Consider the following 17,207-nt stretch of genomic DNA (forward strand, 5'->3'; position numbering starts at 1 on the left):
CAAGCCCCAAATGATCGGCACAGGAAAAGCGTAGTCGGTTTGTAACAGGCAGCCGGGAAGAGCGGTCGCCGGAAAAAACGGCCCGCCCGAAACGCTCGGGCGGGCCCAGGCACAACACCGGAGCAGGCAACGCGACGGTCAGAACACCGTCTGGATCTTGATCCCCGCCACCAGCGCGTTGTCGACCTCGTCGACCCCGCCCGGCTGCTTGATGTATTGCAGGTTCGGCCGCACCGTCAGCCAGTCGGTCACATGCACCCCGTAGTACAGCTCGGCGTTGTACTCGGTGTCCTGCAGCGGCTGGTACAGCGGGTTGTCGTAATCGTCGATGCCGTTCACCTGGTTCACCAGGCGCTGGCGCTTCTTCACATCGTCGTTGACGTGGATGCGCGCGATGCCCAGGCCGATGTCGTCCTTCGGCCGCGCATCGAACGGACCCTTGTAGACCACCCCGAGCTGCTGGTAGTTGTCCACCACGTTGGTCGCCTTGTCGTGGACCGTCAGGTTGGCGAACAGGCTCAACCCGCGCGAAGCATCGCCGTTGTGCGAAGTGACCTGCTGCTGCGCCACCACCCACCAGCCATGCTTGCTGCCGCGCGACTTGAAGTCGTTGCCGGTCAGCCCCTGCGGCTGGCCGTCGACGTCGTCGTAGACGTCATCGGCCTTCGCCGTGCTGTAGTAGTAGCCCAGCCGGTACTCGCCCGGCAGTTGCTCGGCGCCGACCTTCGGCTGCCAGATCAGCTCCACCGGCAGCAGCGCGCCCTTGGTCCCGCTGCCGCTCATCTTGAAGCCGTTGCCGGTCTCCAGGTTCGACGGGTTCTGCTCGTAGGCGCCGACCTGCACGTACCAGTCCGGCGCGAAGTTGTACTTCACCCGCAACGCCCACTGGCTGACCGGCCAGTTGTACCAGATGCTCCCCGCCCAGTTGCCCACCTGCGAGCCGCAGAAGGCCAGGTTCTGGAAATCGCAGGGGAAGCTGTTGAAGTCCTCGCCCTCGCCGAAACGGCCGAATTTCACGTCCAGCGCGCCGTCGAAGTACTGCTGCTTGAGCCACAGCTGGGTCAGCCGCCAGGTCTGCCCGCGGCCCCAGACCTCCTGCACCGAGCTGATGTGCCCGGCACGCGGGTCGCCGATGCGGTCGTTGGAAAGGTTCTTGCCGTTGCGCTCGGTGACGGTGAACTGGAACTCGGCGGCCTTCCAGCCGAGGATCTTCTCCAGGTCCATGTGCACGCCCAGGGCGAACTGGTCGGTGTAGCGCCCGGTCTTGTCGTCGTCATAGCCGCCGTCGAGGTTGGCCGCCGCCTCGCCGACGTACTCCAGCTTGAAGTCGTAGCCCTTCTCCAGCAGCTCGGTGCGCTTGCCGCCCCAATCGCCGAGCATCCATTTCGAGTTCGGGGAGAACGCCTCGGCGGCGTGCGCCGCGCTCCCCAAGCCCAGCGCTCCAAGGGCAAACAGGCAGCCAACGGTCCTGGCGGCCGGTCTGGTTTTCTTGTTCTTGTACATTTCCAGCGTCCTCGTGGTTGTGGTCTAGGCAGTACGAAAGGATTCAGGAGTTCTTCTGGCGATTGCCGTTCAAGGCGGTGACCTTCTCCGCCGCCACGCCCGCCGTGCGCACGGCCACGCGCTCGCCGCTCTGCGCGTCGAACAGCAGGACCCGCGCGGGATCGAAGCGCAGGCTCATGCCGCTGCCCGCGGCCGGCGCGACGTCCGGCGCCAGGCGGCAACAGACCTTGACCTGGTTGACGGTGACGAAGACCAGGGTGTCCGGCCCGGTCGGTTCGAGCACCTCGACCTCGGTACGCAGGTCATGGGCAGCGCTGCCATCGCCCAGGGCGATCTGCTCGGGCCGTACGCCGAGGATCAGCTCGCGCCCCTCCTCCAGGCCAGGCTCCAGGCTCAGCGGCAGTTCGATACGGTCCTGGCCGCTATCGAGCAGGCCGGTCCAGCGTCCGTCCCGGCGCTGCAGGCGCAACGGAATGAAATTCATCGGCGGCGAACCGATGAAGCTGGCGACGAACAGGTTGGCCGGGTCGTTGTAGATCTGCTGCGGCGTGCCGAACTGCTGGATGACGCCGTCCTTCATCACCGCCACCTTGTCGCCGAGGGTCATGGCCTCGATCTGGTCGTGGGTGACATACACGGTCGTGGTCTTCAGCCGCTGGTGCATCAGCTTCAGCTCGGTGCGCATTTCCACCCGCAGCTTGGCATCGAGGTTGGACAGCGGCTCGTCGAACAGGTAGACCTTGGGCCGCCGCGCCAGCGCCCGGCCCATGGCCACCCGCTGCTGCTGGCCGCCGGAGAGCTGCGACGGCTTGCGTTCGAGCAGGTGCTCGATCTGCAACAGCCTGGCCACCCGCGCCACCTCCTCGTCGATGGCGGCCTGGGACATCTTGCGGATCTTCAGGCCGAAGGCGATGTTCTCGCGCACGCTCATGGTCGGGTACAGGGCGTAGGACTGGAAGACCATGGCGATGTCGCGGTCCTTGGGGCTCATGCCGCTGATGTCCTGGCCGTCCACCAGGATCGCACCGCCGGTGATGCTCTCCAGTCCGGCGATGCAGTTCATCAGGGTCGACTTGCCGCAGCCCGAGGGGCCGACGAGGATCAGGAATTCGCCGGAGTCGATCTTCAGCCGGATGTCCCTGAGGGTATCGGCCAGGCCGCTGCCGTAGCTCTTGTGCAGGTTGCGCAGTTCGAGGGTTGCCATGTTTCGTTCGTCTCCGGGGTCAGCGACCCGTCTCAGCCTTTCACGGCACCGGCGGTGAGGCCGCGCACGAAGTACTTGCCGGCCAGTACGTAGACCACCAGCGTGGGCAGCGCGGCGATCATCGCCGCGGCCATGTCGACGTTGTATTCCTTGACCCCGGTGGTGATGTTCACCAGGTTGTTCAGGGCCACGGTGATCGGTTGCGAATCGCCGCTGGCGAACACCACGCCGAACAGGAAGTCGTTCCAGATCTGGGTGAACTGCCAGATCAGGCAGACCATCACGATGGGCGTGGACATCGGCAGCAGGATGCGCAGGAAGATGGTGAAGAAACCGGCGCCGTCCAGGCGCGCGGCCTTGACCAGGGCATCCGGGATCGCCACGAAATAGTTGCGGAAGAACAGCGTGGTGAAGGCCAGGCCGTAGATCACGTGGACCAGCACCAGGCCACTGGTGGTATTGGCCAGGCCGAGCTTGCCGAGGGTGAAGGACATCGGCAGGAGGATCACCTGGAACGGTAGAAAGCAGCCGAACAACAGCGCGCCGAAGAACAGCTGGGAACCGCGGAAGCGCCACATCGACAGCACGTAGCCGTTCAACGCGCCGATGAAGGTGGAGATCAGCACGCCGGGCACGGTGATCAGCACCGAGTTCCAGAAGAACGCGCCGACGCTGTCCCAGGCCTTGAGCCAGCCGATGACGGTGAAGGTGTCGGGCAGCGACAGCAGGTTGCCGGTGCGGATGTCGTCCGGCGTCTTGAAGCTGGTCAGCAGCATCACCAGCAGCGGCACCAGGTAAAGCGCGCAGGCGCCCCAGAGGGTCAGGTGCACGGCCAGGCGGCTGACGCTGAAGCTCGGGTTCAGGGACGCGTCACGCATGGCGCTTGCCTCGCAGTTCTGAATACAGGTAAGGCACCACGATCGCCAGTACCGCGCCGAGCATCAGCATCGCGCTCGCCGCGCCGAGCCCCATCTGGCCACGGGTGAAGGTATGCGCATACATGAACATCGCCGGCAGGTCGGAGGAATAACCCGGCCCGCCGGCGGTCATCGCCGCTACCAGGTCGAAGCTCTTGATCGCGATATGGGCGAGAATCATCAGCGCGCTGAAGAACACCGGGCGCAGGCTCGGCAGGACGATGCGCAGGTAGATGGTCGGCAGGCTCGCACCGTCGACCTGGGCGGCGCGCACGATGGCCGGGTCGACCCCGCGCAGGCCGGCGAGGAACAGCGCCATGACGAAGCCGGAGGCCTGCCACACGGCGGCGATCACCAGGCAGTAGACGACCCGCTCCGGGTCCACCAGCCAGTCGAAGCGGAAACCTTCCCAGCCCCAGTCGCGGAGCAGCTTGTCCAGGCCCAGGCCCGGATTGAGCAGCCACTTCCAGGCGGTGCCGGTGACGATCATCGACAACGCCATGGGATACAGGTAGAGGGTGCGGATGAAGCCTTCGCGGCGGATACGCTGGTCCAGCAGCACCGCGAGGAACACCCCGAGCACCAGGCAGATGGCGATGAACGAGCCGCCGAAGAGCAGCAGGTTCTTGCTCGCCACCCACCAGCGGTCGTTGTCCCACAGGCGCTGGTACTGGCTCAGCCCGGCCCACTTGTAGCTGGGCATGAAGCGCGAGTTGGTGAAGGACAGCAGCAGCGTCCAGCCGATGTAGCCATACATGCAGAACAGCACCACGACCACGCTTGGCGCCAGCACCAGCTTCGGCAGCCAGCCTTGCAGGCGATCGAGCGGCGAGACGCGACGAGGCGCTACCGGAGCCGTGGGATAGACAGGGGAATTGGTCGCCATGCGTTTTCTCGCGTGCGAAGGAACCCACCCGTGCCGCTCGGCGGCACGGAGCCAGTCGGGAGGATCGAGCGGAGCCCAGGCCGGGCTCCGCGCCAGGGACTTACTGCGCCGCCGCCTCGATGGCGGCCGCCAGTTGCTGGGCGGCCTTCTGCGGGTCCGCGGCGGGGTCGTTGAAGAAGTTGGTCACCACGTCGAAGATCGCCCCCTGCACGTAGCTGGAAGCGGCCATGCTGTGGGCCATGCTCGGCACCAGGTTGCCGTCCTGGGAAGCCTGCTTGAAGTCCTTCATCGACTGCTGGGCGCAACTGTCGAACGGCGCCATGTCGGCGTCCAGGCGAACCGGGATGGAGCCCTTGTTGAGGTTGAAGTCCTTCTGGAAGGACGGATCGAGCACGCTGCGCGCCAGGTCTTCCTGGGCCTTGCGGTTCTCCGCGTTGCTCAGCTTGAACATCACCAGCGAGTCGATGTTGTAGTCGAAGGCCTTCTGCGTGCCGGGGAACGGCAGGCACTGGTAGTCCTTGCCCGGCACCTTGCCGGCGGCGGTGAACTCGCTCTTCGCCCAGTCGCCCATGATCTGCATCCCGGCCTTGCCGTTGATCACCATCGCCGTGGCGGCGCTCCATTCGCGACCGGCGGCGTCGGCATCGACGTAGCCGCGGAGCTTCTTCAGCGCGGCGAACACCTCGACCATCTGCGCTCCGGTGAGGGTCGCCTTGTCCTGTTCGACGAAGGCCTTGCGATAGCCTTCCGGACCCATCTTGCTCAGCACCAGGTTCTCGAACACGGTGCCGTCCTGCCACGGTTGGCTGCCATGGGCCAGCGGCGTGAAACCGGCGGCCTTGAGCTTGTCGGCGGCGACGAACAGTTCGTCGAGGGTGGTCGGCGGGGTGGCGCCGGCCTTCTTGAACACTTCCGGGTTGATGTAGAGCCAGTTGACCCGGTGTACGTTGATCGGCACTGCTACGTAGTCGCCGTCGTACTTCATGATCTGCGCCACCTGCTTCGGCAGCAGGCTGTCCCACTTGCCTTCGGCGGCCACCGCGTTGAGGTCGGCGAGCAGGCCCAGTTCGCCCCACTCCTGGATATCCGGCCCCTTGATCTGCGCCGCGGCCGGCGGATTGCCGGACACCGCGCGGGTCTTCAGCACCGTCATCGCCGCCTCGCCGCCACCGCCGGCCACGGCGAAGTCCTTCCAGGTGTGGCCCTTGGCTTCGACCAGCTTCTTCAGGGTTTCGGCGGCGCGCTTCTCGCCGGCGGAGGTCCACCAGTGCAGCACTTCGACTTCGCCGGCCTGGGCCAGCAGCGGGGAGAGACAGAGGGAGGAAAGACAGATGACGGCAGAGAGGCGACGGATCGCATTCATGAGGAAAACCTTCTTCTTGTTATTCGGAGCAAGTCTGCGCTTGCAATGCTTCGAGTCTATTCAAGCGTTCCGCGTCGCGGGTAACGAAGCGATCCGGGTTTGTCACGGAGTGGTTACATTGGAATTGAGGCAGAGCAGGAAAATCTGGACTTGAACTCGGCAAGGCGGTTTCGCGACAGAAACCTCCTACAACACGAGAATGACCTCCAGCACCACCTCCCTGCGCGCCAGCACGTTGTCGTTCCAGAACCGCAGTACCCTGGACCCCGGCTCTCCAGCCAGGCATCGGCCGGCGAACCCACATGCTGCCCGCCATCCAGTTCGATCACCAGCATCCGCTCATGACAGACGAAATCGACGATGTACGGCCCGAGTATCTTCTGCCGACGAAACTTCAGCCCGAGCAATCGATGCCCGCGCAAACACTGCCATAGCGCCCGCTCCGCCTCTGTCTGCCGCTGCCACAGAACGCGGGAGAACCTCGTGCCTACCTGCCTCGTTCAAGGGCCCGCCAAGCCAGCCCATCACTCCAGCCCCAGGCGCGGCAAGCGCAGGCTGACCCGCAGGCCGCCCTCGCGACGGTTCTGCAAACTGACTTCGCCGCCATGGGTGTGCGCGATGTTGCGCGCGATGCCCAGGCCCAGCCCGTAGCCCTGCCCTCGCGGAGACAGGCGGAAGCGCGGCTCGAAGATCTGTTCCAGGCGCTGCTCGGGCACGCCGGGGCCGTCGTCGTCGACGTGCAGCACCACCGCTTCCGGTCCGTCCTCCAGGCTCAGGCGGGCGCGTTCGCCGTATTTCAGCGCATTGTCCAGCAGGTTGCCGATACAGCGCTTGAGCGCCAGGGGCTTGCCCGGATAAGGCTCCGCGGCGCGACCGACGACCTCCACCCGGCCATCGGCCAGGTAGGGCTCGGCGATGTGCTGGAGCAACAGGTTGAGGTCGACCGGCTCGACGTTCTCGTGGATATCGGTGTCCTTCACGCACTGCAGCGCGCCCTTCACCAGCAGTTCCAGCTCGTCCAGGTCGCGCCCGAACTTCTCCTGCAAGCGCTCGTCCTCGAGGAGTTCTACCCGCAGGCGCAGGCGGGTGATCGGCGTGCGCAGGTCGTGGGAGATGGCGCTGAACAACTGCCCGCGCTCGTTCAGGTAGCGGTCGATGCGCTCGTGCATGGTGTTGAAGGCGCGCGCCACCTCCACCAGTTCGCTGGCGCCGCGTTCCTCCAGCGCTGCCGACGGACTGCCCAGGGCCAGGTCGCGGGCGGCGCGCGCCAGGCGCTTGAGCGGACGGCTCTGCCAATGCATCAGCAAGCCGGTGAAAAGCAGCAGCAACAGGCTGGTGAAAACGATCGAGAGCACCTGCTGCGGTTGCAGTCCCTCGGGTTCCAGGCTGACATACGGCGCCGGCATCAGGCTGGCGATGTACAGCCACTCGCTGTCGCCGATGCGGATCTGGGTCACCAGCACCGGCGGGTTCACCGGCTCCAGGGTCAGCGCGTAGTGCGCCCAGGAACGCGGCAGCTCGTCGAGCTTCAGCGCGCCGTTGAACAGGCGCAGCTCGTCGGGACTGACGAATTCGACCTGCAGCTCGACCTCCTTGCCCAGGCGTTGATGCAACACGTCCTGGACGATCTCCAGCACCGCCTGCTTGTTCGGCGTGTCCGGCAGGGCACGCATCTCCAGCGGCCGGTCGTTCAGCGAGACGAAGAAGCGCGTACCGCCCATGCTGCGCAACTGGTCGAGCACCAGCGGACGGTAGCCGAGCGGCAGGGAACGGAAGTAGCTGACGCTGGCCGCCATCGAGTAGGCCAGGCTGCGCGAGCTGGTGAGCAGGCCCTCGCGCTGGCTGGAGCGCAGGTGCGACAGCCAGAACAGGCTGGAAAGCCCTTGCGCGACCAGCACCGCGAGCAGGGTCAGGAGCAGCATGCGCCCGAGCAGCGAGCGCGGCACCGGCGACCAGCGCCGCCGTTCGCTCATGGCTGCAGGTGCGGCCGCACCTGCGCCGCCAGCAGGTAGCCACTGCCGCGCACGGTCTGGATCAGCCGCGGCGCCTTGCCGGTGTCGCGCAGGCGCTGGCGCAGGCGGCTGACCGCCATGTCGACGATGCGCTCCAGCGGCAGCACCTCGCGGCCGCGGGTGGCGTTGGCGATGGTGTCGCGGTCGAGGATCTGCTGCGGATGGTCGAGGAACAGCTTGAGCAGGGCGAAATCCGCGCCGCTGAGGAAGAACTCCTCGCCGTCCTCGTGGAACAGCCGGTGGCTGACCGTATCCAGTCGCCAGTCCTCGAAGGCCAGTACGTCGCCACCGCGCACCTGGGTGAACTGCGCGCGGCGCAGCAGGGCCTTGATCCGCGCCAGCAGCTCGCGCGGGCTGAACGGCTTGCCCAGGTAGTCGTCGGCGCCCAGTTCCAGGCCGATCACCCGGTCGGCCTCGTCGGAACTGGCGGTGAGCATGATGATCGGCATGCAGGCCAGGCGCTGGTGGGAGCGAATCCAGCGACAGAGGCTGAAGCCGTCCTCGTCCGGCAGCATCACGTCGAGGATCGCCAGGCTCGCCTCCTCCTCGCACAGCGCCTGGCGGAAGTCGGCGCCCCGCGAGACGCTGCGGACCTGGAAGCCGGCGCGGCTCAGGTAGGTCTCCAGCAATTCGCGGATCTCCTGGTCATCGTCCACCAGCAGGATCGATCGTCCGTTCGCGCTCACGAGGCTCCTCCTTATGCGGTTGCTCGACGCCGACTCAGCCCTCGGCGTCCAGGGCCTGCTGCAGGGCGACGCCGGCGCCGAGCAGGCCCGGATGTTCGGCGGTCATGACCCACACCGGTACGTCCTGCAGGTAAGCGCCGCTGGTCTTGCCACGCCTGGCGAAGGCCTCGGCGAAGCCGCTGGCGATGAAACGCTCGAGGAAACGCGGGACGATGCCGCCGGTAATGTAGACGCCACCGAGCGCGCCGACGGTGAGCACCGCGTTGCCGGCGACCCGCGCCAGCCACAGGAAGAAGTGCTCCAGCACGGCGCCCGCCTGGGCGTCGCCGGCCATGGCCAGGGCACCGACTTCCGCCGCACTGCTCGCGCGTACGGCGACCCCGTCCAGGGCACAGCTGATTTCATAGAGGGCGAGCAGGCCGTTGCCGGACAGTGCGCGCTCGGCGGAGACATGTCCGTAGCGCGCCTGCAGGCCCTGCCAGAGCGCGAAGTCGCGCGGCGAAGTGACCGGCAGGTCGACATGCCCGCCCTCGCAGGGCAGCACTTCCCAACGTCCCCCGCCCAGCGGCAGCAGGCTGCCGACGCCAAGGCCGGTGCCGGGACCGATGATCAGCCGGGCGCGATCCGCCTGGGCGCTGCCGGCGCGGACCTGCACCAGCTCGTCCGCGCCCAGCCGCGAGGCGGCCCAGGCCATGGTGCTGAAGTCGTTGACCAGCAGCAGGTGATCCAGCCCCAGCTCCTCGCGGAACGCGGCGCGATTGATCACCCAGTGGTTGTTGGTGAAACGGAAATCGGCCGCCCCGACCGGACCGGCGCAGGCCAGGCAGACCGAGTCGATGTTCGCCACCGATTCGCCGATCCGCGCCAGGTAGTCGCGCACGGCCAGTTCAGGCCGCGGGTAGTCGGCGCAGGCGAGCACCTCGATGGATTCCAGGCGCTGCCCGCGCCAGAGCGCGAAACGCGCATTGGTGCCGCCGATATCGCCGACCAGGCCGAGGCCGCCGGCGCTTCTCTTGTTGTCGTTATTCATCGTCATTGAACCGCAATGCCCCGCGCCAGGGCGGGACGGTCGGCAGATGTTGCCGGAGAGACAGCCGCCAGCCAAGCGCCGGCGGACATCGACCTATCAGAATCAGCGCCAGCCGTTGAGGCTCTCGGTAAAGCTGCAGGCGCCCTCTTCCGCGCTGCTCATGGCGTTGCGCATGAAGGCGAACAGCTCGCGGCCGCAACCGAGATTGCCGTCCTGCGGCGCCGGCTCCAGGCTGCGCGCCTGCCATTCGGCGTCGTCGACCAGCACCCGCAACTCGCCGTTCACCCCATCCACCCGTACCCGGTCGCCGTCGCGCAGGCGCGCCAGGGGACCGCCGGCGATGGCTTCCGGACTCACATGGATGGCCGCGGGCACCTTGCCCGACGCCCCGGACATGCGCCCGTCGGTGACCAGCGCCACCTTGAAGCCACGATCCTGCAGGACCCCGAGGAACGGCGTGAGCTTGTGCAGCTCCGGCATGCCGTTCGCCCGCGGGCCCTGGAAACGCACCACGGCGACCAGGTCGCGCTCCAGCTCGCCGGCCTTGAAGGCCGCGGCCAGGCTGGCCTGGTCGTGGAAGATCCGTACCGGCGCCTCGACCACCTGGTGTTCCGGCGCCACCGCCGAGACCTTCATCACGCCGCGACCGAGGTTGCCCTCCATCAGGCGCAAGCCGCCTTCGGCGGAGAACGGCTTGTCCAGCGGACGCAGGATGGCTTCGTCGAGACTCCGTTCCGGCCCTTCGCGCCAGACCAGCCGGCCATCCTCGAGGAACGGCTCGCGGGTGTAGCGGCGCAGGCCGGGGCCGGCGACGGTCTGTACGTCCTCGTGAAGCAGCCCGCCGTCGAGCAGCTGGCGGATCAGGAAGGACATGCCGCCGGCCGCCTGGAAGTGGTTGATGTCGGCCTGGCCGTTCGGATAGATGCGCGCCAGGGTCGGCACCACATGGGACAGCTCGGACATGTCCTGCCAGGTCAACTGGATGCCCGCCGCCTGGGCGATCGCCAGCAGGTGCAGGGTATGGTTGGTCGAGCCGCCGGTGGCGAGCAGCGCCACCACCGAGTTGACGATGGCCTTCTCGTCGACGATCTCCGCCATCGGCACGTAGTTGCCGTTCTCAGGGGTCAGCCGGCTGGCCTGGCGCGCCGCTTCGCGGGTGAGTTCGTCGCGCAGCGGGGTGTTCGGGTTGACGAAGGAGGCACCGGGCAAGTGCAGGCCCATCACCTCCACCAGCATCTGGTTGGTATTGGCGGTGCCATAGAAGGTGCAGGTGCCGGGTGCATGGTAGGAGGCCATTTCCGAGGCCAGCAGCTCTTCGCGAGTGGCCTTGCCCTCGGCGAACAGTTGGCGCACCGCGGCCTTTTCCTTGTTGGAGATGCCGGTCGGCATCGGCCCGGCCGGGACGAACACGGTGGGCAGGTGGCCGAAGCGCAGCGAGCCGATCAGCAGGCCCGGCACGATCTTGTCGCAAACACCCAGGCACAGCGCCGCATCGAACATGTTGTGAGACAGCGCGATGGCGGTGGACATGGCGATCACGTCGCGGCTGGCCAGCGACAGTTCCATGCCCGGCTCGCCCTGGGTCACCCCGTCGCACATGGCCGGCACGCCGCCGGCGAACTGGCCGACCGAACCGATCTCGTGCAGCGCCTGTTTTATAAGCCCCGGAAAGCGCTCGAACGGCTGGTGCGCCGAGAGCATGTCGTTGTAGGCGGAAACGATGGCCACGTTGGCCTGGTTCATCAGCCGCAGGGTCTGCTTGTCGCTTTCGCCACAGGCCGCGACCCCGTGGGCGAGGTTGCCGCACGGCAGGGTGCCGCGGTGCGGCCCCTTGCTGGCCGCCGCCCTGACCATCTCGAGGTAGCGCTGGCGAGTGGCCGCGCTACGGGCCTGGATGCGGCGGGTGACTTCGAGCACACGAGGGTGCATGGCAGATTCTCCTACAGACTATCAATTGTTGTTTTTACAACATAATCATCGGTTGAAGGATGTTTACTTTTCTTTCTGGACGAAATGTAATGGTTTTTACCACAACAATAGAAAAGAGACGACCTCATTATGACTATCCGCCTGGCCATCAACGGCTTCGGTCGCATCGGCCGAAACGTTCTTCGCGCCCTGTATACCGGCCACTACCGCGAACAGTTGCAGGTAGTGGCGATCAATGACCTCGGCGACGCCGCGGTCAACGCCCACCTGTTCCAGTGCGACAGCGTCCATGGACGCTTTCCCGGCGAGGTCGAGCACGATGCCGAAAGCCTGCGGGTGATGGGCGACCGCATCGCCGTCAGCGCCATCCGCAACCCGACGGAACTGCCCTGGAAGAGCCTCGGCGTGGACATCGTGCTCGAGTGCACGGGGCTCTTCACCAGCCGCGACAAAGCCGCCGCCCACCTGCAGGCCGGCGCCGGCAAGGTGCTGATCTCGGCGCCCGGCAAGGACGTCGACGCCACCGTGGTCTACGGCGTCAACCACGAGGTGCTGCGCGCCTCCCATCGGATCGTCTCGAATGCCTCCTGCACCACCAACTGCCTGGCACCGGTGGCCCAGGTGCTGCATCGCGAGCTGGGCATCGAGCACGGCCTGATGACCACCATCCATGCCTACACCAACGACCAGAACCTCTCCGACGTGTACCACCCGGACCTGTACCGCGCACGTTCGGCGACCCAGTCGATGATCCCCACCAAGACCGGCGCCGCCGAGGCGGTCGGCCAGGTCCTGCCGGAACTCGCCGGCAAGCTTACCGGGCTGGCGGTGCGGGTGCCGGTGATCAACGTGTCGCTGGTCGATCTCACCGTGCAGGTGGCCCGGGATACCAGCGTAGACGAGGTCAACCGCCTGCTACGCGAAGCCAGCGAGGGCTCTCCGGTGCTCGGTTACAACACCCAGCCGCTGGTGTCGGTGGATTTCAACCACGACCCGCGCTCGTCGATCTTCGACGCCAACCACACCAAGGTCAGCGGCCGGCTGGTCAAGGCGATGGCCTGGTACGACAACGAGTGGGGCTTCTCCAACCGCATGCTGGACAGCGCCCTGGCGCTGGCCGCCGCCCGCGACTGACGCGCCTCAGCGGAACTTGCGCCGACCGCGCGCCTGCAACGCCAGCAGGCGCAGGTCGGCCTCGGCGAGGATCAGTCGCTGCTCGGCCTTGTCCGCGCGCTTCCAGGCACGGATTTCCTGGCGCGTACGCCCGCAGCCGCGGCACACGTCGGCATCGAACTCACAGATATTGATGCAAGGACTTTTCAAGCGTTCCCCCTTTTTCGGCGCGGACCGCAACCGGTCCTCGCCCGTCACTTCACGACAGGCGGTGGGCCGGCGTCCAGGAGGGAATGACTATCGGGCCGATCGAGCGGCCCGCGGTCACTCGGCCTCGGCGTCGCGCAGGCTTTCGTAGGCAGGCGCGGCATAGATGCCGGCCTCGACGCAGAGCGCCATGACCCGCGGCAGGTCCTGGGTATAGACCAGCACCGCCTGCAACTCGTCGTCCAGCGGCTCGCTGAAATCCACCAGCACGTAGCCGCCCTTTTCCGGATACATGCTGCTCAGTTGCACCTGGATACGGTTGAGGGCGACCAGTGGCTCGGTCTTGAGCAACTGCTTCGGCTTGATGTTGAACGCCACGTCCTTGCCGAAGGAGGCGACGATCCGGGCGAACAGCTCGGCATAGGTATCGGCCTGGAACAGCACGATATCCGGCAGGCTACCGACCACCACCCACTCGCCGAGCGGGATCGGGAAGCTGTCGTCGTAGTTGATGTCCGGGTTGGCGGCGAGGAACCCTGCCGGATCGGCGTAGGCCTGGGCCGCCTCGTCGGCGATCCGCCGGATCTCCTCGGCGCCCATGCAGCCGGTGCTGATGAGGGTGATCAGTTCGTTCAGGGTCTCTTTCATGGGCGGGTTCCAGGGTCGATGAAACGGAGCGGGCCGGCCTCGCCGGCGCGGCCGGATGAATTCTACAGGGTGGAACGACGGTCAGCGGCGCGGCCAGTCGTCGTCGGCGTCCAGTGCCTCGCGCTCCTCGCGCATGGCCTCCGCCAGGGCGCGCTCCTCGTCATCGGGATCGGCGCCCGCGACAGCCTCCGCGACGGCAGGCTCGACGGCTTGCTCCGCGACCACGGGAATCGGCCCAGCCGCTGGCTCGGCGGACTCGTCGCTCTGCTCCGAGGGCTCCGGAGGGTCGAGCAGGTCGTCGAAGTCGGTCTTCAGGCCCTGCTCCATCTCGTCCAGTTCCAGCAGCAGGCTGCGGAAGCTGGTTTCCTCGCGCGGCTTCTCCGGCTCGCCGGCCTCCCCCTCGATCTCCTCGAGGCTTTCCCCGGCCTCGGCGATGGCGCGATCGGCCAGGGCCTGGATCGAGGCAGGAATCGCATCCTCGTCGAGATCGTCGCGCGGCGGCTGCGCCGCCACCTCGACCGGCGGTTCCGGCTCGGGCTCCATCTCGCGCAGCGCCGACAGCGGCGGCAGCTCGTCGAGGCTCTTCAGGTTGAAATAATCGAGGAACGCCTTGGTAGTCGCCAGCATCGCCGGGCGCCCCGGCACCTCGCGGTAGCCAACGATGCGGATCCACTCCCGCTCCATCAGCGTCTTGACGATCTGGGTGTTCACCGCCACGCCGCGGATCTCCTCGATCTCGCCACGGGTGATCGGCTGGCGGTAGGCGATCAGCACCAGGGTTTCCAGGAGCGCGCGCGAATAGCGCTGCGGACGCTCCTCCCAGAGGCGGCCGACCCACGGCGAGAAACGCTCGCGAATCTGCAGGCGATACCCGGACGCGACTTCCTTCAGCTCGAAAGAACGCCCCGCGCAGGACAGCGCGAGGATCGCCAGGGCGTCGCGGAACTGCCCCGGTTCCGGCCGCTCGGCCTCGTCGAACAGCTCGGCCAGGCGCTCCAGCGACAGCGGCTTGCCGGCCGCGAGGAGGATGCCTTCGAGCAGGGTGGCGAGTTCGTGGGGATCGGACAGGTTCATCGTCGCAACGGATACCGGAGCCAGGAAGAGGGAAAGATAGCGGAATCGGGCATGCAGCTTAACAGGCCACGGCAGGGAGCGAAGCCGGAAGCTCGGAAAAGCTGACCGTCCGCAGGGGGACGAACGGCCAGCGGCGCGGCGCGATCACTCGAAATCGTCTTCCAGGGCTTCCTCCAGGGTTTCGCCTTCCTCCGCTTCGCGGGCTATCCGCAGGCGCACATGGATGGCGCCGAAAGCCTCGTTCTGCACCAGTTCCACCATCTGCTCCTTGACCAGTTCGAGGATCGCCATGAAGGTGACCACCACGCCGAGCTTGCCCTCCTCCAGGGTGAACAACTGGATGAACGGCACGAAGGCGCCGCCTTTCAGGCGCTCCAGCACTTCGCTCATGCGTTCGCGGGTGGACAGTACCTCGCGGGTCACCTGGTGGCTCTCGAACAGGTCGGCGCGGCGCAGCATCTCGCCCATCACCAGCATCAGCTCCTGCAGCGCCAGCTCCGGCAGCAGCTTGCGCGCCCGCGCCTCGGGAGCAGCCACCGCCGGCACCAGCACGTCGCGGCCGACCCGGGGCAGTTCGTCGAGGTCTTCGGCGGCCTTCTTGAACCGTTCGTACTCCTGCAGGCGGCGGATCAGCTCGGCCCGTGGATCTTCCTCTTCCTCCTCGGCTTCCGCCGAGCGCGGCAGCAACATGCGCGACTTGATCTCCGCCAGCATCGCCGCCATCACCAGGTACTCGGCGGCCAGCTCCAGGCGCACCGCCTTCATCAGCTCGACATAGCCCATGTACTGGCGGGTGATTTCCGCCACCGGGATATCCAGGATGTCGATGTTCTGCTTGCGGATCAGATACAGCAGCAGGTCGAGCGGGCCCTCGAAGGCCTCGAGGAAGACCTCCAGCGCGTCCGGCGGGATATAGAGGTCCTGCGGCAGCTCGGTGACCGCCTCGCCGTAGACCAGCGCCAGTTGCAGCGGCACCCGCTCGGCGGCGGGTTCGGCTGGAGGGGGGGCGGCGTTGGCCGGGTTATCGTCCTGCATCGGTAGGCTCGTGGTGGGCGGATTCGGGCGGCGCTCAGGCCGGCTGCATGAACGGCGCCGGATCGCCGCAACCCACGCGGATCACTTCGGGATCGGTGTCGGTCAGGCTGATCACGGTGGAGGCCTCGCCGCCGCCATAGCCCCCGTCCACGATCAGGTCGACCTGGTGTTCCAGTACCTGGCGCATTTCATAGGGATCGTTCAGTGGCTCGCCGCTGCCGGGCATGATCAGGCTCACGCTCATCAGCGGTTCGCCCAGTTCCTCCAGCAGCGCCCGGGCGATCGGACAGTTCGGCACGCGCAGGCCGATGGTGCGGCGCTTGGGGTGCAGGAGCATGCGCGGCACCTCGCGGGTGGCGCTGAGGATGAAGGTGTAGGGACCGGGGGTGTGCGCCTTGAGCAGGCGGAACAGGCCGGTGTCGACCTTGGCATAGACCCCCAGCTCGGAAAGGTCGCGGCAGACCAGGGTGAAGTTGTGCTTGTCGTCCAGTTGGCGGATGCGGCGGATGCGATCCACCGCGGTCTTTTCGCCGATGCGGCAGCCCAGGGCATAGGACGAGTCGGTGGGATAGACGATCACCCCACCCTGGCGGACGATTTCCACCGCCTGCTTGACCAGCCGTGGCTGGGGATTTTCCGGATGGATCTGGAAGAACTGGCTCATTCGGCCCCCTTGGCTTCGGAATGACGTTCGGTATCGCGAAAATGCCTGGCGAAACGCGGCCACATGGCCGGAAGGTCCTCTGGAACCGCACGGTACATGCCCAGTTCGGACCAGTCGCCCGGCGCGTGGAAATCGCTGCCGGCGGTGACCATCAGGCCGAACTCGCGGGCCAGGATCGACAGGGTACCGACCTGTTCGGCCGGCTGCACGCCATTGACCACCTCGATGGCGTGTCCGCCGGCCTGGAGAAAGTCGGCGACCAGGCGCCGGCGCTTGGTCCGGGTGAAATCATAATGGTACGGGTGCGCCAGGCTGATCCAGGCGCGCGCCTCGCGCAGGCAGCCGACCACTTCCTCCAGGGTCGGCCAGTGCTGCTTGACGTCTCCCAGCTTGCCGGCCCCCAGCCACTTGCGGAACGCGTCGGCGCGATCCTTGACCCAGCCGCCCTGGACCAGGAACTCGGCGAAATGCGGCCGCGCCGGCGCGTTGCCGCTGTCGCCCAGGGCCCGCTGGATCGCCCGCGCGCCCTCCAGCGCCCCGGGCATACCCTTGGCCGCCAGCCGTCGGTCGATTTCCTCGGCGCGCGCCCAGCGGCCGCGGTGCAGGGCTTCGGTGGCCTGGCGCAGGGGAGCGGCGTCGAGGTCGAAACCGTAGCCCAGCACATGGATGGTGGCGCCACCCCAGGTGCAGGACAGCTCGACGCCGTTGACCAGTTCGATACCGAGTCGAGCGGCCGCCTGGTGGGCTTCCGGCAGGCCTTCCAGGGTGTCGTGGTCGGTCAGCGCCAGCAGCCCGACGCCTTTCTCGTGGGCCCGCTGCACCAGGGCGGCGGGCGCGAGAACGCCATCGGAGGCGGTACTGTGGCAATGCAGATCGACACGCATGGCTGAATCCTGATTCCAGTGAAGAATGGTGATGAAGCAACGCCGATTCGCT

General features: G+C 66.8%; 17 protein-coding genes. 1 reads left to right on the forward strand and 16 read right to left on the reverse strand.

Annotated elements, in window-relative coordinates:
• Window positions 1-138 precede the first annotated feature (138 nt).
• From oprB to edd, 10 genes are all read right to left on the reverse strand, one after another.
• Entirely contained in the window at window positions 139-1,503 is a 1,365-nt protein-coding gene (oprB, locus tag M6E97_RS09150) for a carbohydrate porin OprB (RefSeq protein WP_014603936.1), read from the reverse strand.
• 43 nt (window positions 1,504-1,546) lie between these two features.
• Window positions 1,547-2,707: an ABC transporter ATP-binding protein gene (locus M6E97_RS09155; protein ID WP_003091469.1), complete on the reverse strand. Its 1,161-nt coding sequence runs from the start codon at window positions 2,705-2,707 to the stop codon at window positions 1,547-1,549.
• Between the two features lie 32 nt (window positions 2,708-2,739).
• Window positions 2,740-3,585 carry a carbohydrate ABC transporter permease gene (locus M6E97_RS09160; protein WP_003091470.1) on the reverse strand — a complete coding sequence of 282 codons (846 nt, stop codon included), beginning with the start codon at window positions 3,583-3,585 and terminating at the stop codon, window positions 2,740-2,742.
• Window positions 3,578-4,510 carry a carbohydrate ABC transporter permease gene (locus M6E97_RS09165; RefSeq protein WP_003091471.1) on the reverse strand — a complete coding sequence of 311 codons (933 nt, stop codon included), beginning with the start codon at window positions 4,508-4,510 and terminating at the stop codon, window positions 3,578-3,580. The genes M6E97_RS09160 and M6E97_RS09165 overlap by 8 nt, the downstream gene beginning before the upstream one ends.
• Window positions 4,511-4,610: 100 nt before the next feature.
• Window positions 4,611-5,873 (reverse strand): ABC transporter substrate-binding protein, encoded by a 1,263-nt coding sequence (locus M6E97_RS09170; RefSeq protein WP_003091472.1) that lies wholly within the window; start codon window positions 5,871-5,873, stop codon window positions 4,611-4,613.
• A 113-nt stretch (window positions 5,874-5,986) separates the two neighbouring features.
• A complete protein-coding gene (locus M6E97_RS09175; protein ID WP_305954441.1) occupies window positions 5,987-6,340 on the reverse strand; it encodes an endonuclease domain-containing protein in 354 nt (117 codons plus the stop codon).
• Window positions 6,341-6,397: 57 nt separating this feature from the next.
• On the reverse strand, window positions 6,398-7,819 hold the full coding sequence (gene gtrS, locus M6E97_RS09180; protein ID WP_003130488.1) for a two-component system sensor histidine kinase GtrS: 1,422 nt from the start codon (window positions 7,817-7,819) through the stop codon (window positions 6,398-6,400).
• Window positions 7,820-7,842: 23 nt separating this feature from the next.
• Window positions 7,843-8,571, reverse strand: coding sequence for a two-component system response regulator GltR (gltR, locus tag M6E97_RS09185; RefSeq protein WP_003091475.1), 729 nt, complete (start codon window positions 8,569-8,571; stop codon window positions 7,843-7,845).
• A gap of 34 nt (window positions 8,572-8,605) precedes the next feature.
• Entirely contained in the window at window positions 8,606-9,601 is a 996-nt protein-coding gene (locus M6E97_RS09190) for a glucokinase (RefSeq protein ID WP_034005617.1), read from the reverse strand.
• Between the two features lie 102 nt (window positions 9,602-9,703).
• Window positions 9,704-11,530: a phosphogluconate dehydratase gene (gene edd, locus M6E97_RS09195; RefSeq protein ID WP_033938777.1), complete on the reverse strand. Its 1,827-nt coding sequence runs from the start codon at window positions 11,528-11,530 to the stop codon at window positions 9,704-9,706.
• Between the two features lie 129 nt (window positions 11,531-11,659).
• Between edd and gap the strand changes: the two genes are divergently transcribed.
• On the forward strand, window positions 11,660-12,664 hold the full coding sequence (gap, locus tag M6E97_RS09200; protein ID WP_023097374.1) for a type I glyceraldehyde-3-phosphate dehydrogenase: 1,005 nt from the start codon (window positions 11,660-11,662) through the stop codon (window positions 12,662-12,664).
• Between the two features lie 6 nt (window positions 12,665-12,670).
• Here the strand turns inward: gap and M6E97_RS09205 are convergent, their stop codons facing one another.
• The 6 genes from M6E97_RS09205 to M6E97_RS09230 all read right to left on the reverse strand — a co-directional run bounded on the left by M6E97_RS09205 (window position 12,671) and on the right by M6E97_RS09230 (window position 17,155).
• The gene (locus tag M6E97_RS09205; protein ID WP_003091481.1) at window positions 12,671-12,853 is read right to left on the reverse strand and encodes a DUF1289 domain-containing protein; all 183 of its coding nucleotides are present in this window, start codon (window positions 12,851-12,853) and stop codon (window positions 12,671-12,673) included.
• Window positions 12,854-12,967: 114 nt separating this feature from the next.
• The gene (locus M6E97_RS09210) at window positions 12,968-13,498 is read right to left on the reverse strand and encodes a hypothetical protein (protein WP_003114836.1); all 531 of its coding nucleotides are present in this window, start codon (window positions 13,496-13,498) and stop codon (window positions 12,968-12,970) included.
• A gap of 81 nt (window positions 13,499-13,579) precedes the next feature.
• On the reverse strand, window positions 13,580-14,572 hold the full coding sequence (gene scpB / locus M6E97_RS09215; RefSeq protein WP_023097373.1) for an SMC-Scp complex subunit ScpB: 993 nt from the start codon (window positions 14,570-14,572) through the stop codon (window positions 13,580-13,582).
• Window positions 14,573-14,716: 144 nt separating this feature from the next.
• Window positions 14,717-15,469, reverse strand: a complete 753-nt coding sequence (locus M6E97_RS09220) for a segregation and condensation protein A (protein WP_003124353.1) — start codon at window positions 15,467-15,469, stop codon at window positions 14,717-14,719.
• A gap of 172 nt (window positions 15,470-15,641) precedes the next feature.
• The gene (locus M6E97_RS09225) at window positions 15,642-16,271 is read right to left on the reverse strand and encodes an L-threonylcarbamoyladenylate synthase (RefSeq protein WP_003091486.1); all 630 of its coding nucleotides are present in this window, start codon (window positions 16,269-16,271) and stop codon (window positions 15,642-15,644) included.
• Complete coding sequence (locus M6E97_RS09230; protein WP_003091487.1) at window positions 16,268-17,155, reverse strand: PHP domain-containing protein; 888 nt, start codon at window positions 17,153-17,155, stop codon at window positions 16,268-16,270. The genes M6E97_RS09225 and M6E97_RS09230 overlap by 4 nt, the downstream gene beginning before the upstream one ends.
• Window positions 17,156-17,207 lie beyond the last annotated feature (52 nt).

The organism is Pseudomonas sp. B111 (genome assembly GCF_026428275.1).
In the GTDB taxonomy this organism is placed as follows: Bacteria; Pseudomonadota; Gammaproteobacteria; order Pseudomonadales; family Pseudomonadaceae; genus Pseudomonas; species Pseudomonas aeruginosa.